Raw genomic sequence first — 22,582 nt, forward strand, 5'->3', positions numbered from 1 at the left:
TTTTGTACTTTACTGTTTGAAAATACACTTTTTGAAGTAATTTGATATTTTTTAAGATTTTTTTGAAAATATCACAGTAAAGCATCAAAAGTGATTTATTTTTTTTAAATCTTTGTATAGAAATAGTAACTTATTATAATATAAAAAAATGAAAGTAGCAGTTGTAGGAGCCACAGGAATGGTAGGTAATGTTATGTTACAAATATTAGCGGAACGTAATTTTCCTGTAACAGAATTAATTCCTGTTGCATCGGAGCGTTCTGTAGGAAATCAAATTGAATTTAAAGGAAAAAAATATGCGATTGTTGGTTTGCAAACCGCCGTGGATATGAAACCTGATGTTGCTTTATTTTCAGCAGGAGGAGAAACCTCTTTAATTTGGGCGCCTAAATTTGCCGAAGCAGGAACGACCGTTATTGACAATTCATCGGCATGGAGAATGGATGACACTAAGAAATTAGTCGTTCCTGAAATTAACGGAGATGTTTTAACAGCTGAGGATAAAATTATTGCAAATCCAAACTGTTCAACCATTCAATTAGTGATGGCGTTAGGTCCTTTGCATAAAAAATATAAGATGAAACGTGTGGTCATTTCTACCTATCAATCTGTTTCAGGAACGGGTGTAAAAGCGGTTCAGCAATTAGATAATGAAGAGGCAGGAATTGAAGGCGAAATGGTGTATCCGCATCCAATAGGAAGAAATGCTTTACCACATTGTGATATATTTTTAGAAAACGGATACACCAAAGAAGAAATGAAATTGGTAAAAGAACCTAAGAAAATTTTAGGTGATGATTCTTTTTCAGTAACAGCAACCGCAGTTCGAATTCCTACGGCAGGCGGACATTCAGAAGCTGTAAATGTGCAGTTTGAAAATGATTTTGACTTAGCAACCGTACGTGAAATTCTAAGTAAAACCGATGGTATAATTGTACAAGATGATGTACAAAATAATGTATATCCGATGCCAATTTTGGCACATAATAAAGATGAGGTTTTTGTGGGACGAATCCGAAGAGATGAATCGCAACCAAACACCTTAAATATGTGGATAGTTGCTGATAATTTACGAAAAGGAGCCGCAACAAATACTATTCAAATTGCCGAATATTTAGTGGCGAATAACTTACTTTAGTTTTAACTTTAAGAGATAATTTAATAGGTTGCTTAATTTTATAGCCTGTTTTATATAGAGCTAAAATCCTGTGTTTATAGCACAGGATTTTTTTATTTTTGAAAAATGAATGAAAATCAGATAATAGAAAATACGATTGTCTTTGTAAAAAAAACTTTACAAGGAGCAGAAGCTGGGCATGATTGGTTTCATATAGAACGTGTTTATAAAAATGCGTTGTTAATTGCTAAGGATGAAAAGGTGGATATTTTTATAGTATCGTTAGGTGCTTTATTACACGATATTGCCGATGCTAAATTTTATAATGGCGATGAAACAATTGCTCCTAAAATGGCACGAAAATTTTTAGAAAATCAGCAGGTAAATGATTCGATAATTCTTCATATAGAAAATATTATTAAACATATTTCTTTTAAAAGTGGTTTAGATAAGTTATCGGTAGGTGAACAATTTAGCTCTCCAGAATTGGCGGTAATTCAAGATGCTGATAGATTAGACGCTATTGGCGCTATTGGAATTGCGCGTTCTTTTAATTACGGAGGTTTTAAAAATAGAGGTTTATATGATCCTGAAATACCACCAAATTTAAAGATGACAAAAGCTGAATATAAAAATTCAACCGCCCCAACAATTAATCATTTTTATGAAAAATTATTGCTTTTAAAAGATAGCATGAATACTAAAACAGGTACGAAAATTGCCCTTGCTCGGCATGAATATATGCTTGGTTTTTTAACTCAGTTTGATGCTGAAATTAAAGGTGTGTTATAATTTAATTTTTTCAAATTATAAAAATGTAAAGAAGCAGCTAGAAAACTAGCTACTTCTTAAAAAATAAATAGGTACTATTTTCCAGGGAAATTAGGTTTTCTTTTCTCTAAAAAAGCCGTTGTTCCTTCTTTAAAATCATCAGATTCAAAACAGTTTCCAAATTCATGAATTTCGGTTTTAAATCCATCAACTCCATCTTTAAAATTATCGTTAACAGCTCTAATTGCAGCACTAATTGCTACCGATGAATTACGCATTATTTTACTTGCTAATTTCTCTGCTAAAGGCATTAATTCATCCGAAGAAACTACATAATTTACCAAGCCCCATTGTTTTGCTTCTTCGGCAGAAATCATATTTGCAGTCATAATTAATTCCATAGCTTTGCCCTTTCCGACTAATTGTGGTAAACGTTGTGTACCGCCATAACCAGGAATTACGCCTAAAGAAACTTCTGGTAAGCCCATTTTTGCGGTATCCGAAGCAATTCTAAAATGACACGCCATTGCCAATTCTAATCCGCCACCTAAGGCAAAACCGTTTATTAAAGCAATTACAGGTGTGCTTAAATTTTCAATACGATTAAATAATGATTCTTGTCCTAGTCTTGCCAGTTCTTCTGCTTCTTGACCATTAAAATTGGCAAATTCTGAAATATCTGCACCAGCGACAAAGGCTTTTTCACCACTTCCTGTAATTAAAATTACGTTGATAGTCGTATCATCTTCTAAACTTTCAAAAGCGGTACTTAATTCATGAATAGTATGCCTATTTAAGGCATTTAATTTTTGAGGACGATTAATAATAATTGTTGCTAATCCGTTGGTGCTTGCTACTAAAATGTTTTCGAAATTCATGAAATTCATTAAATTTATTTGGTTAAGTTTTAGGTAAAATTACCGTGAAAATAGTTCCAATTCCTTCTGTTGAACTAAAGTGAATCGTACCATCATAGGCTTCAATTATATTTTTTATCATTCCTAAACCTAAGCCCATACCACTTGTTTTGGTCGTGAATTTTGGTTCAAAAATGAACTCTTTATTTTCTTGTGCTATTCCTTTTCCATTATCAGAAACCGTAATTTTTACATTATTTCCATCAGAAATAACGATTACTTCAATTCTTGGATTTGGCTCTTTTTCATCGATTGCTTGTGTCGCATTTTTAACTAAATTTGTTAAAACTCGAATCAATTGTGTTTTGTCTAAATAGGCAAATAATTCCGATTCTTTTGGGATAAAATGAATATAATCTTCCGTAAAAATATCTAAAGAATGTTTTACAACATCGACAACATCAAGTTTTTCACGACGTTGTGTGGGCATTTTTGCAAAATCTGAAAAGGCAGAAGCAATAGTGCTCATTACGTCAATTTGCTGAATAAGAGTTTCACTATATTCGGCTAGTTTTTCTTTGATTTTTGGATCATCAGGATTAAACCTTCTTTCAAAACTTTGTACCGATAAACGCATTGGCGTTAACGGATTTTTGATTTCATGTGCTACCTGTTTTGCCATTTCTCGCCATGCTTGTTCTCGTTCGCTTCGGGCAAGTTTTACAGCGCTTTCCTCCAATTGATCAATCATATTATTGTAAGATTCTACCAATGAATTTATCTCAGAACTTGCCGCATATAACGTGATTTTTTCATTTTGCTTATGTAAACGAGTTTCTTTAATTTTTTCAGAAATTGTTTGAATAGAGCGGGTGATGTAACTCGATAAAAAATATGCCAAGGCAATCGCAATAATAAACATCAGTAAATAAACGAGTAATAAACGTGATATAAATTCTCGTAATTCTTGTTTTTGAGCTTCATTATCCTGTGCTATTTGAAGCTCTAAAATACCGATTCGTTTAAAACGAGCATCATTAATATAGGCGTATGAAGATTGATAGGTAATTCCGTTATCGTTACTGCTTTTTAAAATTCTATGATTCGAATTATTAGCAAGTTCTCCCAGAATTGAATTGGTTAAATTAGTGCCTTTTTTTTTATCAAAATTATACGGAATAGACGATTTTAAAAGTTGTCCATTCATGTCGTACATCGACACGGTAAGTTTATGAACATAGGCAATATCATAAATTCGATCTTGAAATATTTTCGCCAAATTATCGGTGGTAATCGGATAGGTTGTTTTGCGTTTTAATTCAATTTCGATATCGTGTTTTGTGGCATTTTCTTTTCGGTTAAATCGCTGAATATTATAATGTAGCGTTTGTTCTTCATATTGAATTATGGTTACCGTAACAATTAAAACAGAGGCTAACAATACCAATAATATCATTGATAGAAATATTCTAATTCGTAAAGATGTGTTGTTGATATTTAGCAATTTATATGTTTTTTTATTTAATTATTTTTAGATTATTTTTTCTTCTTTAGTGTGTAAAAGTCGGGTTAATTTAATGGATACATCTAGCAAAATAATTTTAGCATTTCCATTTCTTTCGATGTGATATTGGGCGTCATTGAGTTCTTTTTCAATGCTTAGAATATTAGCACTATGTACAAAAGGTGCAAATTTTTCGAGTTTAAAATTCGCTGTTTTTGTTTCTAAAAAAACTAAATCAGTTGCTCCATAATTCAGTAATAATGCTTGTCTGAAAAATTGTAGGCAATATTGTAAAAACTGTTTTTGAGTTTCTCTTCCTGATTTTGCAATCGTTTCCGACCAATCGATTAAATCTTGAATTACAGCGGCATTTCCTTTTGCTTTAAAAGCGGCTCGAATCCAAATGATAAACCATTTTTCAAAAATGACATCATTGGCATTATTATTTAAAAGATGTACCGCTTTGTTGTAATTTCCTTCCGATTGATGGGCTATTTGAATGGCTTTATTCTCTAAAACTTGATGATTTTTAACCAAAGCATTGGCGATATCTGTTTCACTTAAAGAAGGGAAATTTAACGCCTGACAACGAGAAGTTATTGTTTTTAAAAGTTGTTCTTCATCTTCCGATATCAGCAAAAAAACAGTTTTTTCAGGTGGTTCTTCTAGCAACTTTAATAATTTATTGGACGCTGCGATATTCATTTTTTCCGCCATCCAAATAATCATCACTTTAAAACCGCCTTCGTATGCTTTTAAATTTAGTTTTTTAACAATATCTACCGCTTCATCAACGCCGATTTGTCCTTGTTTATTTTCTACACCAATTTGTTGCAACCAATTAAAAAGACTTCCGTACGGTTGTTTTTCGATAAAAGTTCGCCAATCGGCTAAAAATAAATTACTAACAGGGTGTTTTTTAACGGAATCATTGGTGGTTACAGGAAAGGCAAAATGCAAATCGGGATGTTGTAATTTGTTGCATTTTAAATTACAAGAATCTTGATTCGTAGCCGAATAACACAATAAATATTGTGCATAGGCAATCGCCATAGGCAATGTTCCCGAACCTTCTTTGCCTACAAAAAGTTGGGCGTGCGGAATCCGATGGTTTACTACCGATTGTTGTAAATGTTTTTTGATATGTGCTTGTCCTATAATTTGATCGAAAGTCATACAACAAAGATAGGATTTCAAATAGATAGCACAATAGACAGAACAATCAATAAAAAGAAACAACAGGTTATTATTGATTTACTGTTTAGAATGGTTCTATTTTAGTATCTTTGTGAGTCAATATTATACGTTTTATTTTGAATTCAATAGCCACTTTACAAATCGGAGAGCGAGGAATTATATCCGAAGAATCGTTAGATACTATCCCTTTAAAATTATTAGAAATGGGCTGTTTGCCAGGAACAGAAGTCGAATTATTACAAATAGCTCCTTTAAAAGATCCGATATATATTTGTGTAAACGGAAGCCATTTAGCGATTCGAAAAGAGTTGGCACGTCAAATTGTAATTACCAAAATATAGTTATTTTATTAAACGATAAACGAATGAATAAGTATAATCAGCGCATAAAAGTAGCGTTAATAGGAAACCCAAATACGGGAAAAACGTCTTTATTCAATCAATTAACAGGATTGCATCAAAAAGTAGGAAATTACGCAGGAGTTACGGTTGATAAAAAAGCAGGAATTTGTAAATTATCTGAAAAAAGTTCGGCAATTATTACCGATTTACCAGGAACATACAGTATTAATCCAACCTCGATGGATGAAAGTATTGTGCTAAAAAGCTTGCTAACTTCTGAAAAAAGTGAAAAACCAGATGTACTTGTTGTCGTTGCTGATATCGAGAATTTAAAGCGAAATTTATTGCTTTTCTCTCAAATTCAAGATTTAGAAATTCCGATGATTTTAGCCTTAAATATGGCAGATCAAATGCAAAAAAAAGGAATTTCTATCGATATTGAAACCTTAGAAAAAGAATTACACACGAAAATTGTGTTAATATCTGCTAGAAAAAATCAAGGAATTTCTGATTTAAAAGCCGTTATTGAAAACTATAAAAGTTTAGAAATTTATTCAAATTTCAAAGAAATTTCTACCAAAATTGATGCGAATTATTTTGATGAATTGGCTTTTAAAATCCCTAATTTTTTACCTTATGAAGTATGGATGATGCTCACAAAACAGTATACTTCATTACTTTCATCCACCGAACAAAAAGCTTTAGAATCGTGTCGGCACGATATTTCTAAGCAGAAAAAATATCAACATAAAGAAACGATTTATCGGTATCAGAAAATCAATGCTATTTTACAAAAAACCTATCAAGTTGATATTTCAAAAGCAACGGATATTCGTTCAAAATTAGATACCATTTTCACACATAAAATACTGGGTTATTTTATTTTCTTCGGATTATTACTGTTGATTTTTCAATCGGTTTTTGATTGGGCATCGGCTCCGATGGATTTTATTGATGGTTTATTTGCCGATATAACTGCTTTTATCAAAGCTAATTTACCTTCAGGAATGTTCACCGATTTGCTTACTGATGGAATTATTCCTGCGGTTGGTGGAGTACTTATTTTTATTCCACAAATAGCTATTTTATTTTTATTCATCGCTATTTTGGAAGAATCAGGCTATATGAGTCGGGTTGTTTTTCTGATGGATAAAATTATGCGTCGTTTTGGAATGAGCGGTAAAAGTGTAATTCCGTTGCTATCGGGAACAGCTTGTGCGATTCCTGCAATTATGGCAACCCGAACGATTACCAGTTGGAAAGAGCGTTTAATTACGATTTTAGTTACGCCATTTACCACTTGTTCGGCACGTTTGCCTGTGTATGCTATTTTAATCGCTTTGATAATTCCTGACACCAAATTATTTGGCTTTTTAAGCCTACAAGGCTTGACATTATTAGGATTATATGCACTTGGTTTTGGTTCGGCAATTCTTGGAGCGTATATTTTACATAAAACATTAGATATAAAAAATACGGCATTATTTGTCATAGAAATGCCTAATTATAAATTTCCATCGATAAAAAATGTGTTTTTTGATGTGCTAGAAAAAATAAAAGCTTTTGTATTCGGAGCAGGAAAAATAATAGTCGCTATTTCAATTATATTATGGTTTTTGGCTTCCAATGGTGCTTCGGACTTTAAAAATGCTGAAAAAAATGTTACAGAAAATAGTGCAAATCAGCAATTATCAAAAACCGAATTATCACAAAAAATAGCCTCTGTAAAATTGGAGAAATCCTATATCGGAATGGCAGGAAAAGCAATCGAACCAATGGTAAAACCTTTAGGATATGATTGGAAAATAGGGATCGGATTAATCGCTTCTTTTGCCGCGCGAGAAGTGTTTATCGGAACATTGGCAACCATTTATAGTGTAGAGAATAATGATGATAATATTTCGACGATCAAACAAAAAATGGCCTCTGAAATAAATCATGAAACAGGTGAAAAACGCTTCAATTTTGCCACGGGAATCTCTTTATTGCTATTTTATGCCTTCGCAATGCAATGTATGGGAACGCTCGCAATCGTTAAAAGAGAAACGAAAAGCTGGAAATGGCCAATGTTACAGCTTATCGGAATGGGAACTTTGGCATATTTATCGGCTTTTGTAGCCTATCAACTATTACGTTAATGCAAGAAATTTTAACCTATATAACCCTAGTTTTAGCAGTGCTTTTTTTACTGAATAAATTTTTTATCAAAAAGATTAAAAATAAAAATCATCAAAAAAAATATCAAAAAAATAATTGCAATACAAATTGCGGGTGTTCCTAATAAAAAATAAACTGTATTTTTGCTGTAAAATAGTATAAAATCATGAAAAAAATACTTTTAATAACCGTACTTTTTATCGGCTCATTTGCACAAGCACAACAAGAAGTTAAAGCCGATTTTCTAAATGCTGTAGCCCTTAAAACAGTATCTGTTTCTTACGAATACTATACTACAGAACGTTCTTCCATAGGAGTTTCAACATTGCTTAATTTTGAGAAAAAATCCAAAGATTTTAGATACAATGAAGAGTGGATGATTACGCCTTTTTTTCGTCATTATTTTACCGATAATAGCAATTGGAATTATTTTGGAGAAGTTTTTATGGGAATTAATGGTGGTGAAAATGAAAAAGATTTAGTTGGTTCTGATAAAAAAGAATACGAAAAATATACCGATGGTGCTTTAGGATTGGCATTTGGTACGAAATATGTATCTTCAGGTGGTTTTGTGGTCGATATATATGCGGGTTTGGGTAGAAATATGTTTACCTCTGAATCGCCAGAAATTGTGCCAAGAGTTGGGCTTAATTTAGGATATCGATTTTAGGAAGTTTATCTTTTTTTGATGAAAAAAAAACAATAGAAAATTAAATAAAAAACCCGTTTTACATTTATTGAAAGATGTATAACGGGTTTTTTTATGCTTTAGATGATGTTATTTGAAAATTTAATTATCAACAATAAATTGAAAAGCTTTTTTTGGTGTTTTAAGATAATGATAAACTCCTTTTTCTTTATAACTTTTTGTTTTTATAACATTTGAAAAAACATCATAGAACTCTCTTTTTGTCATTTCGTATGTTTGCTGGTCATTAGAAGAGTATATTCGTATTTTATTTTCCAAAGATAATTTTTCTATTTTATCTCTTTTAAAAAGTAATCTGGTTGATGAGTAACTTATATCCATTTTCTTGAAAGATGTATAACGGGTTTTTTATTTACAGATAATTAATTATGAGTATATTATTTTATGCTATTTTTTGATTGAAAAACATTGACTAAAATAAAACTGATAATCGCTGGTAAAACCCAACCTAAATGCTCTTTTGAAAGCGGAATAAATGCTTTAATCGGTGCTAAATGTTCTTTATCAATAATAAAATCTAAGAAATCAGGAATACTGAAAAATAAGGTAATAAAAACAACAACTTTAAAAACAATTCCTGATGTATACTTTTCAGTAAGTAGGTTTAAAATGATTAAAACAATAGTGGTCGGATAAATAAGCATCAACACAGGCAAGGCAATGTTGATGATATATTTCACATCAAACTGACCCACTAAAATACCCACAACACAGGCAAAAATAGCCGTTGCCATATAAGCTTTTGGAGAATTTTTACAAATTCCTTTTATATAATCTGCAGTACCTGTGATAAGCCCAACCGCTGTGGTAAAACATGCCAAACCAACTAAAACACCTAAAAATGTAGTTCCAATATTACCTAAAGTTTGTGAACTTAATGCACTTAAAACTTCCGAACGTGTCGCATCATCACTAAAAACAGTATTAAATAATGCACCGTTATAAATAAGTCCCGCATAAATAATTAAAAGCCCAAAACCAGCAATAAAACCTGCTTTGGTAATTAAATCTTTCTTTGCTTCAAAAGAAGTATTTTTATTGAAGTTCATCGAAACAACCAACACACCTCCAACAACCACAGCTCCAATAGCATCAAAAGTTTGATATCCTTCTAATAAACCACTCACAAAAGGTGCATCAAATATCGATGGATTCATTGTTGTAGGCGCTACAAAGATTCCTACAAAAATAATAATTAGTAATATTCCTATAATTAAAGGTGTTAGAAATTTTCCTAATAAATCGAGTACTTTATTTCTGTTCATGACAAAAATAAAAACCAAACTAAAATATAGTAAGCTTGTAATCAGAGAGCTAACTTCAAAATAAGGAGCGATTGCCATTTCATGTGTTACAGAAGCTGTTCTAGGAGAAGGCAATGCTACCGCAATTGTATAAACAAGTAAACAGTAAATACTACTAAAAGTAGGAGATACTTTTTTACCAAAATCATACATAGTACCTTGTAATTTTGCATGCGCTAAAATTCCTAAAATAGGAATGAAAACTGCAGTAATAAAAAAACCAATAGTTACCCAACCCCATAAATCACTGGCGTTTTTTCCTAAATAAGGAGGTAAAATTAAGTTTCCTGCCCCAAAAAACATCGAAAATAAGGCAAAACCTGTAACGTATATATCTTTGGTTTTAGTTGTTTTATTCATTTTGATTAATGTATTTATAATTTATGTTGATGATTTTTATCTTGATTTTAATTTTATTGATTTGCTTCGTTTTTTTTGATGATAAATCATCAAAAAAAAGACACAAAAATATTGAAAAAATTACGATAATACTTCAAAAAAAGAATCCTATTTTTGAGACATGCAAAACTATATTCGCTATAAAAATACTGCTATTGCGTATTCAGATTCTGGCACAGGAATCCCCGTTGTTTTATTACACGGTTTTCTCGAAAATTCCAAGATGTGGAAGCATATTTCACTACATTTAGAAACAACAAATCGAGTAATTGCTATCGATTTATTAGGACACGGAAATACACAATGTATCGGAGATATTCATACCATGAAAGATATGGCTCTGGCGGTAAAAGCTGTTTTAAAATACTTAAATATCAAGCAATCTTATATTATTGGACACTCCATGGGAGGCTATGTTTCTTTAGCTTTTGCAGAGGAATATCCAAAGCAGATAAAAGGAATCTGTTTGCTAAATTCAACCGCACAACAAGATAGCCCCGAACGAAAAAAATTACGTTCAAAAGCCTGTAAAATAGCAACAAACAATTATCAAAATTTGGTGAAAATAGCAATTTCAAGTTTATTTAATAAAGTCGCTAAAAAACAGTTTTCTATCGAAATTGAAGCACTCAAAAAAGAAGCTCTAAAAACACCTTTTCAAGGATATATAAACGCTACAAAAGGAATGCAATTGCGAAATAATAAAGAAATTGTACTGAAAAATATCAAAAAAAAAATGATAATAGCAGGAAAAAATGATACAATCTTATCGTATGAAAATATTGTCGAAGAAGCCCACAGAACACAAACTCCTTTGGTGAAAATAACCTGCGGACACATGCCACATATCGAACAAAAAGAAGAACTTCTTCAGAAAATAAAAGAATTTATTAAGACTGATTAATATTTTTTTAACTAAGAATCAATCAGGTTGATTTTGTAAGTTTGCCTAAATTATTGAACCATGAAAATTTATCATCTAGCTAAAGAAAACTCAATTTTAAGCCAGTTTTTATCAGAAATAAGAAACGTAACCGTGCAAAATGATTCGATGCGTTTTCGTAGAAATATTGAACGAATCGGAGAAATTTTAGGATACGAATTAAGTAAAAAATTATCCTTCGAAACTCAAGAAATTCAAACCCCTTTAGCAAAAAAAATAGTTAATAAAACAACAAATGAAATCGTTTTATGTTCCATCCTTAGAGCTGGAATACCCTTACACAACGGCTTGTTAAACTACTTTGATAACGCTGAAAATGCATTTATTTCCGCTTACAGACATCACCCAAATAATGATGAAAAATCTGAAATTAAAGTAGAATATTTCGCCTCGCCAAGCATAGAAGGTAAAACCGTATTACTTATCGATCCAATGATTGCTTCAGGAAGTTCGTTAGTTGCCGTTTATCAAGCAATTAAGAAATTTGGAACGCCTAAAGAAATTAAAATTGTAGCCGTTTTAGGTGCCGAAGAAGGAATTAAACATATTTCTAGCTATTTTCCTGAAAATACCGAATTGTGGATTGCCGATATTGATGAAAAATTAAACGAAAAAGGATATATCGTACCTGGTTTAGGCGATGCTGGTGATTTAGCTTTCGGAACAAAAATCTAATTATTATTAATTAGAGCCTGTTTAAATTTTATTCCAAAATTTTTTGCCACTATATTTTTTTCAGATGAAATTTAAACAGGCTCTTAGCTGATACGCTATTTTTAAGATGTTTATAAGTTGTTGATAAGCCGTTTATAAATAGTTAACAACTTGTTTATAAGATGTTCATAAGTATTGTTCCTAGCAAAAATAATAGGATAACAGCATCTGAAATCCACTTTTTTTGAAATAACTCCAAGCCATTTGCCAAAATTATCGAAACAGGAAAGAACATCAAAAGTAGTTCAGTTCCTGTTTTTGGCGTTGTTAAAATAATAATAAATGATGAAATTAATAAATGAATAAAAAGTAAGATCCAATTTTTTTTAAACGTATTTAACACCGATAACGCTTTCGGACTCTTCAATAAAAGTGCGTAAAAAACAACAATTCCTATAAATAATAAAGGAAATAAATAAGTTGCCTGTTGATAAAAATTGATGTTATATGATAAATTCCAATCAAAAAGAGATAGGAAAACAAACGTTTCATCTACCCAAAAACAATACGTGAAAAACAAGAAAAGAACCGCTCCAAAACCCAATAAAGGAAGTAAAATAGTTTGATACGTTACTTGTTGATGTACATAAATTGCCGTGTATAATAATAGTGCAAAAAAAGCAGTATAAGGTGCTAGTAAAAAGGAAATTCCAAGCCATAAACCTGCGTCAAATAATTTATAAAACTTGTTTGATGCCACTTGTAGGCTGTAAATTTTTCGTGAAAAAAATAAAATACTCAAACTAGCTAAAAATAGCGGATTAATCTTTATCACATCAGGAAAAAAACCAATAAGTAATACGAAAAATAAAAAAGCATAAGAGTTATCAAACGTTACGTTATTCTTGGCAATTATAAAGTTGAAAATTCCGAAAACAATCAGAAAACCGAGCAATTCTTCTGCACTTTTTAACGATATGTTAGTCGAAAATAGATGAACAGAAAAATAACTTAAAAATAGTGCGAAAAGCACGATGAAATTAACAGGTTTTGATTTACCGAAAAAATTGGCTAACATAGTTTCTTTTTATACTTTTGCAAACATAAAGATAATCAAGTTATGGTAGGATTAAATATTTTTAGATTAATTGGCGATTTATTTACTTTTATATTACAGCCTTTCAAATGGTTGCGATTAGAAGTAGCAAAACAAGATGCCGGATGGTGGACTTCAAATGCCGTTAACTGGGTGTTTGTTTTTATTTTAATTCTATTATTAGGATACTGGATGTCACAATCATTGAGTTTCCGAAAAAATGGAACAGAAGATAAAGCTTAATTTACAGACATATTTATAGACATATTGGGAAGCAAAAATAAATTGAAACGTTTCAAAGAAAATGAAACGTTTCCAAACGTACTTCAACCTACGAGAGAAGAAGTAATAGGAGATTTTCCTCTAAAAGGAAAATGGAACACATTTTTTAAAAATGATAATCCTATTGTTTTAGAACTCGGTTGTGGTAAAGGAGAATACACTATCGCCTTAGCTGAAAAAAATCCAGCTAAAAACTTTATTGGTATCGATATTAAAGGGGCACGTTTTTGGCGTGGCGCAAAAACTGCTATCGAAAATAATTTGCAAAATGTTGCCTTTATTAGAACACAAATAGAATTAGTTGACCACATTTTTGCAGAAAATGAAGTCGATGAAATTTGGATAACTTTTCCAGATCCGCAAATAAAATATCAGCGTACAAAACATCGAATGACCAACACCGCATTCTTAAAAAGATACGATCATATTTTAAAAGAAGGTGGTATTATGAACCTAAAAACCGATAGCGAATTTATGCACGGATACACTTTAGGATTAATACATGGGGAAGGGCATGAAATTTTACACGCAAATCATAATGTGTATGTAAATGAAGGCGCGCCTGAAGAAGTAACTTCTACGCAAACTTTTTACGAAAAACAATATTTAGAAAAAGGGAAACCAATTACGTATATCCGTTTTAAGTTAAAATATTAACGTTACTTCAAGTGAGTAAAAATGATAATTTTTTCGAAAAAGTGTACGAAGTATCAAGGTTAATTCCTTACGGAAGAGTAACCAGTTATGGGGCAATTGCAAGGTATTTAGGAGCAGCCAAATCGGCACGAATGGTAGGTTGGGCAATGAATAATTCACATAGCAAAGATGTTCCTGCACACAGAGTTGTAAATCGAATTGGTTTGCTGACAGGAAAACATCATTTTGATGGAACAAACCTGATGCAGCAATTATTAGAAAGTGAAGGAATTGTTGTGCTTGAAAATCAAATACAAGATTTCGAAACTCTTTTTTGGAATCCAATAGATGAATTGTAATGCTCTTTTTAGTTAAAGTTCAAGAAAATATAAATGATATAAAACAGGATTAAATCAATATTGATTTAATCCTGTTTTTGTTTTTATCAAGAAAAGTTATGTACTTAATATAATTTTATCTGTAATAAAACCTAATTCTATATCTAAACAAACTCTAAATAATTTTATATTTCTTGTACTAAAGATAAACTATAAAATAGAATTATTACGTCATAAATTTTCACAATCTAAACCCTTTATTTTCTGCGGGCTAAAATGTATCTTTGTAACTTAGCATTAACTAAATTAAATACTCAAATGAGTTTTAAAAAACAAGATATATACAAAGCATTAGAAACTATAACGGCTCCAGGAGAAGGTAAAAGTTTAGTGGAAAGTGAAAACATAAAAAACGTCGTTACTTTTGGTAAAGAAGTAATTGTTGACGTAACTATTTCAAACCCCTCTTTACAAGCAAAAAAGAAAGCTGAGGTAGAAATAATCAAAGCAATTCACACAAATGTTGATGACAGCCTTGACGTAAAAGTGAATGTAAAAGTGGAAGTTGTTCAAAAAGAAAATCCGAACGAAATTAAAGGAAAAGTAATTCCTAATATCAAAAATATTATAGCGATAGCTTCTGGAAAAGGAGGTGTAGGGAAATCTACCATTACGGCTAATATGGCGGTTTCTTTAGCTAAAATGGGCTTTAAAGTAGGTGTTTTAGATGCCGATGTGTACGGACCATCACAACATTTAATGTTTGATGTTGAAAAAGAAAAACCATTATCTGTAAAAGTAGATGGGCGTTCAAAAATGAAACCTGTTGAAAATTACGGCGTAAAATTATTATCATTAGGTTTTTTTACTGATCCAGATCAGGCAGTAATTTGGCGTGGACCAATGGCATCAAAAGCCTTAAATCAATTAATTTTTGATGCAGATTGGGGCGAATTAGATTTCTTATTGATTGATTTACCTCCAGGAACAGGAGACGTACATTTATCAATCGTACAAGCAGTTCCAATTAACGGAGCGGTAATAGTAAGTACGCCACAAAATATCGCCTTGGCAGATGCTAAAAAAGGAGTTGCAATGTTTCAACAAGAAAGTATTAACGTACCTGTTTTAGGAATTGTTGAAAACATGGCATATTTTACACCAGCCGAATTACCAGACAATAAATATTACATTTTTGGTCAAGGCGGTGCTAAAAACTTAGCAGAAGATATTAAAACAAGTTTCTTAGGTGAAATTCCATTAGTACAAAGTATTCGTGAGTCGGGCGATGTAGGACATCCAGTGGCTTTACAAGAAAATACACCTTTAGAAAAAGCCTTTAAAGACGTAACAAAAGCAATGGTTGCTGAATTGTTAAAAAGAAATGAAAATTTACCAGCTACTGAAGTAGTTCGTATAACTACGATGAGTGGTTGTAGTACCAAATAATCAAGAGTAATAATTCAAGAGCAAGAGTATGACAGCAACAGAGATACAGCATAATGTAGAAAAAGCCTTAGAAGAAATCCGTCCTTTTTTAGTAAGTGATGGTGGAAATATCAAGCTTTTATCTATTGAAAACAATATTGTAAAAGTTCAGTTAGAGGGTGCTTGTAGTGGTTGTTCTGTAAATCAAATGACGTTAAAAAATGGCGTTGAAGCAACTATAAAAAAGTATGCACCCGTTATTGAAGAGGTAATTAATGTAGCCTAAAAACTGATTTTTATCATTTTTTAATCACTACAAACATATTATTTTTGGGCGTTCGAGCGTGCTTTCGCTACTCGCTTTTTTAAAATATGAAAAATATTTTAAAAAGAGCTTAAACAAACCGCTCTATCACTAACGCAACTCGTAAACTACAAAGAAAACCTCCTCTATTTAAAAAAAGAGGAGGTTTAAATACTTAAAAAATGATTACAACAGATATTCTAATTATAGGGGCAGGTCCAACAGGATTATTTACTGTTTTTGAAGCTGGATTATTAAAACTTCGCTGTCATTTAATTGACGCATTACCACAACAAGGAGGGCAATGTTCGGAGATTTATCCAAAGAAACCGATTTATGATATTCCTGCATATCCAGAGATTTTAGCAGGTGATTTAACGGATAAATTAATGGAACAAATCAAGCAATTTGAACCAGGATTTACCTTAGGAGAACGTGCGGAAACTATCGAAAAACAAGAAGACGGAAGTTTTATCGTAACCACCAATAAAGGAACACAACACCAAGCACCCGTAGTCGCAATTGCTGGAGGTTTAGGAAGTTTTGAACCACGAAAACCACCCATTCCAAACATCGCCGATTTTGAAGATAACGGCGTGGAATACATGATTAAAGAACCAGAATTATATCGCAATAAAAACGTGGTAATTGCTGGTGGAGGAGACTCTGCTTTAGATTGGTCAATCTTTTTAACCGACATTGCAAAATCGGTTACTTTAGTACACCGAAGAAATGAATTTCGTGGTGCCTTAGATTCTGTTGATAAAGTGCAAGAATTAAAAGATGCAGGAAAAATCAACTTAATAACACCTGCGGAAATAAAAGGAATTATTGGGCAGAACCATATTGAAGGCGTTGTAATTGCCGAAAAAGATAAAGAAGAATACGTATTAAACTGTGATCATTTTATACCTTTATTTGGTTTATCACCAAAATTAGGACCTATCGGAAATTGGGGCTTAGAAATTGAAAAAAATGCGATTAAAGTAAATAATGCGTTAGATTATCAAACAAATATTCCAGGAATTTATGCCATTGGCGATGTAAATACCTATCCAGGGAAATTAAAATTGATTTTATGCGGTTTTCACGAAGCAACTTTAATGTGTCAGAGTGCGTTTAAATTAATTTATCCAGATAAAAAATACGTAATGAAATACACGACAGTAGGCGGTGTTGATGGTTTTGACGGAACTCGAAAAGAAGCGCCAAAGGCGGTGATTAAAAAAATAGAATAAACATTTTTTAAACATGATTTTTATCGAATATATAGCGCAATTATCAGAAGATAAACTCTTGTATTTTGCCCTGCCTATATTTTTTATAAGCATGTTTGTTGAATATCAATTCGCAAAAGAAAAATACGAGCTAAAAGATACTGGAATATCGCTATTAATGATGGTTTTTTCGGCGATTATAGAATTTATTCCAAAGGTTTTAGCTTTTATTGTATTTGTATATATACATGAAATCAGCCCATTTAAAGATGTTGTTCAACGTCAATGGTGGGCTTGGATTTTATTGCTATTTGCCGATGATATTTCATACTATTGGTTTCATCGTTTCAACCATGAAGTGCGGTTATTTTGGGCAGGGCATGTACCGCATCATTCATCAATATATATGAATTTAGGAACAGCATTGCGCCAAGGTATAGGGGAGCGAATTCATAAATTCTTTTTTTGGTTGTGGATACCCTTATTGGGTTTTGATCCATTAATGATGTTTACCATGATGGGAATTAGTTTAATATATCAATTTTTTGTACATACAGAATTGGTTGATAAATTACCCAAACCAATTGAATTTATATTTAACACACCTTCACATCACAGAGTGCATCATGCGTCTAATATTCGATATTTAGATTGTAATCATGCAGGTATTTTAATTATTTGGGATCGACTTTTTGGTACTTTTTCAAAAGAATTAAAAATTGTTGAAAAACCTGTTTATGGGTTAACAGTAAATATTGAAACTAAAAATCCTATAAAAGTAGCAACACATGAATATGTTGCTATTTGGAAAGATGTTAAACGCGCCAATAAGTTTTCAGACAAATTAAATTATATATTTAATTCACCTGGTTGGTCACACGATGGCGAAGATCATCGCGCGAAAACGTTACGTAAAAAAATGAATTTGTAAAAATGGAAGTACTACAAGATATTACACTAAAAATAACCGATCGAGAAGGTGTATTACACGAAGTTATTGCACCAACCGATATGGCAATGAATTTAATGGAAGTTGTTCGTTCCTACGAGCTAGCTCCTGAAGGAACTATCGGAATTTGTGGCGGAATGGCAATGTGTGCTTCTTGTCAATGTTATGTGAAATCGGCACATGAATTGCCTGAAATGGGCGACGATGAAGACGCAATGCTTGCCGAAGCTTTTCATGTAGAAGATAATAGCCGTTTAGGTTGCCAATTACCAATAAGACCCGAAATGGATGGTTTAGAAATTGAATTAGCTCCTGAGAGCTAATTCAATAATATTGAAAATTGATCTTCTAAAATTGAAAGCCAATCTGTAATTCTTTGTTGGGTGTATTCGGGTTGATTATCTTCATCAAGGGCTAATCCATAGAAATAATCATTGTTGTAAAGTGCTTTTGATGCTGTAAAATCATAGCCTTTTACTGGCCAAAAACCAGTAATATTTCCACCATTTTTTAAAATCACTTCAGCAAGCATTCCAACACCATCTATAAAATATTCACCATAACCATATTGATCTCCTAATCCGTAAATAGCAACTGTTTTATTGGTGAAATTGATGGTTTTAAATTCATCAAAATAAGCTTCCCAATCACTTTGTAAATCACCATCATACCAAGTAGATAATCCTAAAATAAGAACATCAAATTGTTCAAAATCTGATTTTTTAGCCTCTGATACTTCGATTACTTTTATATCGCTATGACTCCACTGATCTACAATAGAATTCGTAATTTCTTCCGTCATTCCTGTATCTGATCCATAAATTAAACCGATTGTTTTCATAGTTTGTTTTTTAAGATTGTTTTTTTATAAAAGCTGTTTTTCTCCACTGGTTTAAGTTTACAACTAAAAGTATACTAGCAATGGCAGTAAGTAATAATATCCATATTTTTGAAAGTTCGTTCGGATGTCCTATTACCTCTTCAATGACATGATAACAGTTAAATAATGCAACAATTATTGCCCAAATTAAGGATGTTATTTTAAACCAATTTTTTGATAATTGAAGGGTTAATAAAGCAAATAAAAATGCCGTTCCTTCCATTAAAATACGCCATTGATGTGCCCACATTGGCGTTTCACCAGTTGACCCATCAATAAAAACAGTTTGATTAAAAAATACGGTTGCTAATCCGTAAATATGATGAAAAATATATCCGAAGATAATCAATATCCAAAGACTAATAATTTTTGTTTTCATAGGTATATAATTGTTTTTTTTATTTTTAGAAAGCGTCGTTATTTTTATAGAATCTTCCTTTTTTTCAACTTCTAAATTTTTGTAATCAATGGGGTTTTTATAAAATGAACTTTGTTCTTTTATACTTGGTTTTATTTTCAAATAAAAAAGTAAAGCAAATGAGGATAGTACTATCCAAAAGATATCAACAGTAAAAATTTCGTACTGATGATTAGCATACATTTTCCAAAACCAATTATTAGAAGTAATCCCGTTTACAATAGGAACTAAAAAACCAAAAATAGCTCCTAATAGTAAACAAGCCTTATTAGTGAAATAATTATCACGCTTAAATCTAAAATAAAGTGTAAAAACAAGCCAAGAGATAAAGTAAAACCAATATATCGCATTTTTAGGATTTTCAAATGTACCATAGGTTATTCTTGAAAATAAAAATGCTAAGGCAGTTACAGGAAACATTGATAAGCAAATAGCAAGATATATATGACCTACTTTTGCTGTGTATAATCGTTGTTTTAGCGTTTTACTTTTTTTATTCCGTGCTTCGACATAAACTAATACGCCCGTAATAATTACAAAACAAGTAAGTAAACCAAAGATAAAATAGAAAATTTTAGTTGAAATTCCACCATAATCTGCAAAGTGTAGGCGGTATTGTATATTTAAAACATCTTCTATATAGTTTAATTTATTTGGATTTTTATGTGAAATAATAGCACCTGTATAAGAATTATAAATAACTCTTCCAGTTCCTGCAAAACGCTTTTTACTATCTAAACTTCCCTCAATACTATATTTCATATTGGTTCCTCCATAATTAGAAACTGAAAAACGTGTAATTTGAGTATCCTCCCAAAGTTTAGTGGTTTGTTTAAGTATCGTATTTATTTTAATCGGATTTGCTGTTGATGCTGACTGCCACTTATACGATTTTGTTTCAGGTAATATAGCAGTAATCATTTTGTCTTTATCTCCACCATATAAAAGTGTTGCAGGGATTAAAATAAAAATTTTAATCATAAAAAAAGCACCTGTTATCCCATACATAAATTGAAATGGTAAACCAATCACTCCTAAAGCAGTATGTGCATCTGCCCACAATCTGTTTAGTATTATTTTTGGATTAAAAGTATAAAAGTTTGAAATTATTTTATTCCAATGAACAATTATTCCTGTAACAATCGCAAAAACAAAGAAAAAAGCAATAAAACCAGACAAATAAAGACCAATCGGACGAGGAATTTGATCTAGAAAATGTAATCGGTATAAAAACTCGGATAAACTGTAATTTTGTTGATAGTTCTTTGTTGAAAAATCATTTAAATTTAGATAATAAAATTTAGACGTAGTTCCTTTAGGATTTGTAATCGTATCTTTTGTTGCACCTAAACGAACTCTAATTTTATCATTATCTTGAGTTAGTGTAATCGAAACATCTCTACCCTGAAGATTTTCTGTTGTATTTAACTGCTCTAAAACAGCATTGTAATTAGTTGCTAAAACAGTATGGTGTTTTATTTCTTTTCCCTGTTCCCAAAGTTTAATTTCATCTTTAAAAAAAGAAAAAGAACCAGCAAAAAAAATGATGTATAAACCGATACTTATTATTATTCCGCTTACAGTATGTGTATTAAAAAAAACACTATAATTTCTTTTACTCATTATATAAAAGGATTTTGTTGATTAGCAATATAATAGAGCCCATATAAAAGTATAATAATACCTAAATAACCAGCCCAAATTTTCCATCCATTAATAAATAAATAAGGAATAATAAGCATTACAACCCAAATCATAAAAAATGTGAATGTTGAAAAAATGATGACCTCTACATGATATGGAAGTATAAGCGCAAAAATCATGTGGATTAATGCAGTAATAATATAACCACCTAAAATACCTGCGGATAATTTAGCGAATTTTTGCCCTGGTGATTTTGTTAAATATTTGGGGTTTGCTGGCATTTTCTATAGGTTTAAAAATTGAATAATAAACAAAACAAAAAAGGTGATAAAAATGTATTTATAATGTATTCTTTGAGTTGGCATACCAATAATTAGTAAAGAAAGTATTACCGTTGTTGTTATTAATAAATATAAAATACCTGCGGTAATTCCAAAGTGGTTAATTGAGAACACTAAAGAAATAATGTAGCATATTATGCCTATAATCTTTGCTTTTAAATTATTTTCTTGTAGCCATTTTTCAATAAATATATTATTATTTAATATTGCTTTTTCAGAAGTATTGTACAAACAAAAACTTCCTAAGAAATTTAATAAAATAATTAAGACGATCATTTTTATAGAAATTAAACCACACTGAATAAAAAACACAGTGTGGTTAGGTTAAAAAGCTAAAAATAGGGGAACTTTTTTCTTAATTTAGGAATTAAAAATCAATACAGTAAGTAGCACAATGCCAAATTAACTGATATTCTTTTCCTTTAAATATACCAGCTACTTTTTCTTCAAAAGTAGTTTCAAGGGTATACTTAGTCTGAAATGGAAGATTAAAAGAAACAATTCCGAATTTATCTGTCTTTAATTTTTTGAGCCAAGAATCTTTCATAAAAAGACTAATTTCATTATTAATTAAAGGTTTTCCTTTGTAGAGAACTTTTAACTCAACCTTGCTATTTAAGGAAAAAGGAGTCGTAGTTTGATCAATAATTTCAATACTTTCAGTATTTGTTTTTTTTATCACAGATAATTTATCGCCTACATAAAATTTTGATTTTGCATGATATTGAGGTTTAAAAATAGTGTAATCATACATGGTATAATCCAACACTTTTATTTCTTTAGTATCAAAAGCAATTGTATAAGTACCATTTTGGGTTGGTGTATATTTAGCTAAATAATAATCATCTTTTATAAAAGTATCGAGGACTTCTTTTGTACCCTGAGGAGTAATTACCCATAATGTAAAATCCTTTAAATTTTTAAAAGCAGTACTATTCGTTTTTTCTACAAGCCCTTGCGTATATTCTCCAAAACGTATCTTTATGGAGTGTTCTTCATTTAAAACTCCTTTTTGCGCTGTTTCAATCCATACATAATGAGCAAATACGGATGAAAAAGAAAACAAGAATATTAAGGTTACTATGCTATTTTTCAT

At 31.1% G+C, this 22,582-nt stretch carries 26 protein-coding genes; 15 read left to right on the forward strand and 11 right to left on the reverse strand.

Features of this window, described 5'->3' with window-relative positions; all coding sequences use genetic code 11:
- Nucleotides 1-148: 148 nt before the first annotated feature.
- Both L0U77_RS03210 and L0U77_RS03215 read left to right on the forward strand, forming a co-directional pair.
- Entirely contained in the window at nucleotides 149-1,138 is a 990-nt protein-coding gene (locus L0U77_RS03210) for an aspartate-semialdehyde dehydrogenase (protein ID WP_233897572.1), read from the forward strand.
- 105 nt (nucleotides 1,139-1,243) lie between these two features.
- Nucleotides 1,244-1,909, forward strand: a complete 666-nt coding sequence (locus L0U77_RS03215; protein WP_101918476.1) for an HD domain-containing protein — start codon at nucleotides 1,244-1,246, stop codon at nucleotides 1,907-1,909.
- 74 nt (nucleotides 1,910-1,983) lie between these two features.
- Here L0U77_RS03215 and L0U77_RS03220 read toward each other — a convergent pair whose 3' ends face one another.
- The 3 genes from L0U77_RS03220 to L0U77_RS03230 form a co-directional block, all read right to left on the reverse strand.
- Nucleotides 1,984-2,766, reverse strand: a complete 783-nt coding sequence (locus L0U77_RS03220) for an enoyl-CoA hydratase/isomerase family protein (RefSeq protein WP_233897571.1) — start codon at nucleotides 2,764-2,766, stop codon at nucleotides 1,984-1,986.
- Between the two features lie 22 nt (nucleotides 2,767-2,788).
- A complete protein-coding gene (locus tag L0U77_RS03225) occupies nucleotides 2,789-4,201 on the reverse strand; it encodes a sensor histidine kinase (RefSeq protein ID WP_101918474.1) in 1,413 nt (470 codons plus the stop codon).
- Nucleotides 4,202-4,276: 75 nt separating this feature from the next.
- Nucleotides 4,277-5,425 carry a DNA polymerase III subunit gene (locus L0U77_RS03230; RefSeq protein ID WP_233861676.1) on the reverse strand — a complete coding sequence of 383 codons (1,149 nt, stop codon included), beginning with the start codon at nucleotides 5,423-5,425 and terminating at the stop codon, nucleotides 4,277-4,279.
- A gap of 137 nt (nucleotides 5,426-5,562) precedes the next feature.
- On the opposite strand from L0U77_RS03230, the gene L0U77_RS03235 reads away from it, so the two are divergent.
- The 3 genes from L0U77_RS03235 to L0U77_RS03245 all read left to right on the forward strand — a co-directional run bounded on the left by L0U77_RS03235 (nucleotide 5,563) and on the right by L0U77_RS03245 (nucleotide 8,614).
- On the forward strand, nucleotides 5,563-5,787 hold the full coding sequence (locus L0U77_RS03235) for a FeoA family protein (RefSeq protein ID WP_101918472.1): 225 nt from the start codon (nucleotides 5,563-5,565) through the stop codon (nucleotides 5,785-5,787).
- Nucleotides 5,788-5,810: 23 nt separating this feature from the next.
- Entirely contained in the window at nucleotides 5,811-7,925 is a 2,115-nt protein-coding gene (gene feoB / locus L0U77_RS03240; RefSeq protein WP_233861678.1) for a ferrous iron transport protein B, read from the forward strand.
- A 185-nt stretch (nucleotides 7,926-8,110) separates the two neighbouring features.
- On the forward strand, nucleotides 8,111-8,614 hold the full coding sequence (locus L0U77_RS03245; RefSeq protein ID WP_101918469.1) for a DUF3575 domain-containing protein: 504 nt from the start codon (nucleotides 8,111-8,113) through the stop codon (nucleotides 8,612-8,614).
- Between the two features lie 120 nt (nucleotides 8,615-8,734).
- Here the strand turns inward: L0U77_RS03245 and L0U77_RS03250 are convergent, their stop codons facing one another.
- Nucleotides 8,735-8,974, reverse strand: a complete 240-nt coding sequence (locus L0U77_RS03250; RefSeq protein WP_101918468.1) for a hypothetical protein — start codon at nucleotides 8,972-8,974, stop codon at nucleotides 8,735-8,737.
- 56 nt (nucleotides 8,975-9,030) lie between these two features.
- Nucleotides 9,031-10,317 (reverse strand): branched-chain amino acid transport system II carrier protein, encoded by a 1,287-nt coding sequence (brnQ, locus tag L0U77_RS03255; RefSeq protein WP_193706426.1) that lies wholly within the window; start codon nucleotides 10,315-10,317, stop codon nucleotides 9,031-9,033.
- Between the two features lie 160 nt (nucleotides 10,318-10,477).
- Between brnQ and L0U77_RS03260 the strand changes: the two genes are divergently transcribed.
- Together L0U77_RS03260 and upp are read left to right on the forward strand one after the other, a co-directional pair.
- Complete coding sequence (locus L0U77_RS03260; RefSeq protein WP_233897570.1) at nucleotides 10,478-11,260, forward strand: alpha/beta fold hydrolase; 783 nt, start codon at nucleotides 10,478-10,480, stop codon at nucleotides 11,258-11,260.
- Nucleotides 11,261-11,320: 60 nt separating this feature from the next.
- A complete protein-coding gene (upp, locus tag L0U77_RS03265) occupies nucleotides 11,321-11,974 on the forward strand; it encodes a uracil phosphoribosyltransferase (protein ID WP_101918465.1) in 654 nt (217 codons plus the stop codon).
- A 154-nt stretch (nucleotides 11,975-12,128) separates the two neighbouring features.
- On the opposite strand, the gene L0U77_RS03270 is transcribed toward upp, so the two are convergent.
- Nucleotides 12,129-13,031, reverse strand: coding sequence for a DUF6427 family protein (locus tag L0U77_RS03270; RefSeq protein ID WP_233897569.1), 903 nt, complete (start codon nucleotides 13,029-13,031; stop codon nucleotides 12,129-12,131).
- 42 nt (nucleotides 13,032-13,073) lie between these two features.
- Here L0U77_RS03270 and L0U77_RS03275 point away from each other — a divergent pair, with 42 nt between their 5' ends.
- From L0U77_RS03275 to L0U77_RS03310, 8 genes are all read left to right on the forward strand, one after another.
- The gene (locus L0U77_RS03275) at nucleotides 13,074-13,292 is read left to right on the forward strand and encodes a DUF6341 family protein (protein ID WP_101918463.1); all 219 of its coding nucleotides are present in this window, start codon (nucleotides 13,074-13,076) and stop codon (nucleotides 13,290-13,292) included.
- A 24-nt stretch (nucleotides 13,293-13,316) separates the two neighbouring features.
- On the forward strand, nucleotides 13,317-13,988 hold the full coding sequence (gene trmB / locus L0U77_RS03280; RefSeq protein ID WP_101918462.1) for a tRNA (guanosine(46)-N7)-methyltransferase TrmB: 672 nt from the start codon (nucleotides 13,317-13,319) through the stop codon (nucleotides 13,986-13,988).
- Nucleotides 13,989-13,999: 11 nt separating this feature from the next.
- On the forward strand, nucleotides 14,000-14,326 hold the full coding sequence (locus tag L0U77_RS03285; protein WP_233899948.1) for an MGMT family protein: 327 nt from the start codon (nucleotides 14,000-14,002) through the stop codon (nucleotides 14,324-14,326).
- Nucleotides 14,327-14,623: 297 nt separating this feature from the next.
- On the forward strand, nucleotides 14,624-15,754 hold the full coding sequence (locus tag L0U77_RS03290) for an Mrp/NBP35 family ATP-binding protein (RefSeq protein ID WP_233897566.1): 1,131 nt from the start codon (nucleotides 14,624-14,626) through the stop codon (nucleotides 15,752-15,754).
- A 28-nt stretch (nucleotides 15,755-15,782) separates the two neighbouring features.
- The gene (locus L0U77_RS03295) at nucleotides 15,783-16,019 is read left to right on the forward strand and encodes a NifU family protein (RefSeq protein ID WP_101918460.1); all 237 of its coding nucleotides are present in this window, start codon (nucleotides 15,783-15,785) and stop codon (nucleotides 16,017-16,019) included.
- Between the two features lie 200 nt (nucleotides 16,020-16,219).
- Nucleotides 16,220-17,275 (forward strand): NAD(P)/FAD-dependent oxidoreductase, encoded by a 1,056-nt coding sequence (locus L0U77_RS03300; RefSeq protein WP_233900729.1) that lies wholly within the window; start codon nucleotides 16,220-16,222, stop codon nucleotides 17,273-17,275.
- 13 nt (nucleotides 17,276-17,288) lie between these two features.
- On the forward strand, nucleotides 17,289-18,185 hold the full coding sequence (locus L0U77_RS03305) for a sterol desaturase family protein (protein WP_233900730.1): 897 nt from the start codon (nucleotides 17,289-17,291) through the stop codon (nucleotides 18,183-18,185).
- 2 nt (nucleotides 18,186-18,187) lie between these two features.
- Entirely contained in the window at nucleotides 18,188-18,526 is a 339-nt protein-coding gene (locus L0U77_RS03310; RefSeq protein ID WP_101918457.1) for a 2Fe-2S iron-sulfur cluster-binding family protein, read from the forward strand.
- On the opposite strand, the gene L0U77_RS03315 is transcribed toward L0U77_RS03310, so the two are convergent.
- The 5 genes from L0U77_RS03315 to L0U77_RS03335 all read right to left on the reverse strand — a co-directional run bounded on the left by L0U77_RS03315 (nucleotide 18,523) and on the right by L0U77_RS03335 (nucleotide 22,582).
- The gene (locus L0U77_RS03315; protein ID WP_233883139.1) at nucleotides 18,523-19,044 is read right to left on the reverse strand and encodes a flavodoxin; all 522 of its coding nucleotides are present in this window, start codon (nucleotides 19,042-19,044) and stop codon (nucleotides 18,523-18,525) included. The two genes, L0U77_RS03310 and L0U77_RS03315, sit on opposite strands and share 4 nt — an antisense overlap.
- Nucleotides 19,045-19,054: 10 nt before the next feature.
- Entirely contained in the window at nucleotides 19,055-21,124 is a 2,070-nt protein-coding gene (locus tag L0U77_RS03320) for a PepSY-associated TM helix domain-containing protein (protein ID WP_233900731.1), read from the reverse strand.
- Nucleotides 21,124-21,426 carry a hypothetical protein gene (locus tag L0U77_RS03325; protein ID WP_101918454.1) on the reverse strand — a complete coding sequence of 101 codons (303 nt, stop codon included), beginning with the start codon at nucleotides 21,424-21,426 and terminating at the stop codon, nucleotides 21,124-21,126. The genes L0U77_RS03320 and L0U77_RS03325 overlap by 1 nt, the downstream gene beginning before the upstream one ends.
- A 3-nt stretch (nucleotides 21,427-21,429) precedes the next feature.
- The gene (locus tag L0U77_RS03330; RefSeq protein ID WP_233861692.1) at nucleotides 21,430-21,762 is read right to left on the reverse strand and encodes a hypothetical protein; all 333 of its coding nucleotides are present in this window, start codon (nucleotides 21,760-21,762) and stop codon (nucleotides 21,430-21,432) included.
- 91 nt (nucleotides 21,763-21,853) lie between these two features.
- The gene (locus L0U77_RS03335) at nucleotides 21,854-22,582 is read right to left on the reverse strand and encodes a DUF4198 domain-containing protein (protein WP_233899942.1); all 729 of its coding nucleotides are present in this window, start codon (nucleotides 22,580-22,582) and stop codon (nucleotides 21,854-21,856) included.

The organism is Tenacibaculum piscium (assembly GCF_021390715.1).
GTDB lineage: Bacteria > Bacteroidota > Bacteroidia > Flavobacteriales > Flavobacteriaceae > Polaribacter > Polaribacter piscius.

Excerpts from the sequence above, each read along its gene's own strand:
- L0U77_RS03310 (WP_101918457.1), top strand. The coding sequence starts at position 18,188 with ATGGAAGTACTACAAGATATTACACTAAAAATAACCGATCGAGAAGGT.
- L0U77_RS03270 (WP_233897569.1), bottom strand. The coding sequence starts at position 13,031 with ATGTTAGCCAATTTTTTCGGTAAATCAAAACCTGTTAATTTCATCGTG.
- L0U77_RS03215 (WP_101918476.1), top strand. The coding sequence starts at position 1,244 with ATGAATGAAAATCAGATAATAGAAAATACGATTGTCTTTGTAAAAAAA.
- L0U77_RS03330 (WP_233861692.1), bottom strand. The coding sequence starts at position 21,762 with ATGATCGTCTTAATTATTTTATTAAATTTCTTAGGAAGTTTTTGTTTG.
- upp (WP_101918465.1), top strand. The coding sequence starts at position 11,321 with ATGAAAATTTATCATCTAGCTAAAGAAAACTCAATTTTAAGCCAGTTT.
- L0U77_RS03210 (WP_233897572.1), top strand. The coding sequence starts at position 149 with ATGAAAGTAGCAGTTGTAGGAGCCACAGGAATGGTAGGTAATGTTATG.
- L0U77_RS03305 (WP_233900730.1), top strand. The coding sequence starts at position 17,289 with ATGATTTTTATCGAATATATAGCGCAATTATCAGAAGATAAACTCTTG.
- L0U77_RS03320 (WP_233900731.1), bottom strand. The coding sequence starts at position 21,124 with ATGAGTAAAAGAAATTATAGTGTTTTTTTTAATACACATACTGTAAGC.
- L0U77_RS03220 (WP_233897571.1), bottom strand. The coding sequence starts at position 2,766 with ATGAATTTCGAAAACATTTTAGTAGCAAGCACCAACGGATTAGCAACA.
- L0U77_RS03325 (WP_101918454.1), bottom strand. The coding sequence starts at position 21,426 with ATGCCAGCAAACCCCAAATATTTAACAAAATCACCAGGGCAAAAATTC.
- L0U77_RS03225 (WP_101918474.1), bottom strand. The coding sequence starts at position 4,201 with ATGATATTATTGGTATTGTTAGCCTCTGTTTTAATTGTTACGGTAACC.
- L0U77_RS03315 (WP_233883139.1), bottom strand. The coding sequence starts at position 19,044 with ATGAAAACAATCGGTTTAATTTATGGATCAGATACAGGAATGACGGAA.
- L0U77_RS03230 (WP_233861676.1), bottom strand. The coding sequence starts at position 5,425 with ATGACTTTCGATCAAATTATAGGACAAGCACATATCAAAAAACATTTA.
- L0U77_RS03295 (WP_101918460.1), top strand. The coding sequence starts at position 15,783 with ATGACAGCAACAGAGATACAGCATAATGTAGAAAAAGCCTTAGAAGAA.
- L0U77_RS03250 (WP_101918468.1), bottom strand. The coding sequence starts at position 8,974 with ATGGATATAAGTTACTCATCAACCAGATTACTTTTTAAAAGAGATAAA.
- L0U77_RS03275 (WP_101918463.1), top strand. The coding sequence starts at position 13,074 with ATGGTAGGATTAAATATTTTTAGATTAATTGGCGATTTATTTACTTTT.
- L0U77_RS03245 (WP_101918469.1), top strand. The coding sequence starts at position 8,111 with ATGAAAAAAATACTTTTAATAACCGTACTTTTTATCGGCTCATTTGCA.
- feoB (WP_233861678.1), top strand. The coding sequence starts at position 5,811 with ATGAATAAGTATAATCAGCGCATAAAAGTAGCGTTAATAGGAAACCCA.
- brnQ (WP_193706426.1), bottom strand. The coding sequence starts at position 10,317 with ATGAATAAAACAACTAAAACCAAAGATATATACGTTACAGGTTTTGCC.
- L0U77_RS03260 (WP_233897570.1), top strand. The coding sequence starts at position 10,478 with ATGCAAAACTATATTCGCTATAAAAATACTGCTATTGCGTATTCAGAT.
- L0U77_RS03300 (WP_233900729.1), top strand. The coding sequence starts at position 16,220 with ATGATTACAACAGATATTCTAATTATAGGGGCAGGTCCAACAGGATTA.
- L0U77_RS03335 (WP_233899942.1), bottom strand. The coding sequence starts at position 22,582 with ATGAAAAATAGCATAGTAACCTTAATATTCTTGTTTTCTTTTTCATCC.
- L0U77_RS03290 (WP_233897566.1), top strand. The coding sequence starts at position 14,624 with ATGAGTTTTAAAAAACAAGATATATACAAAGCATTAGAAACTATAACG.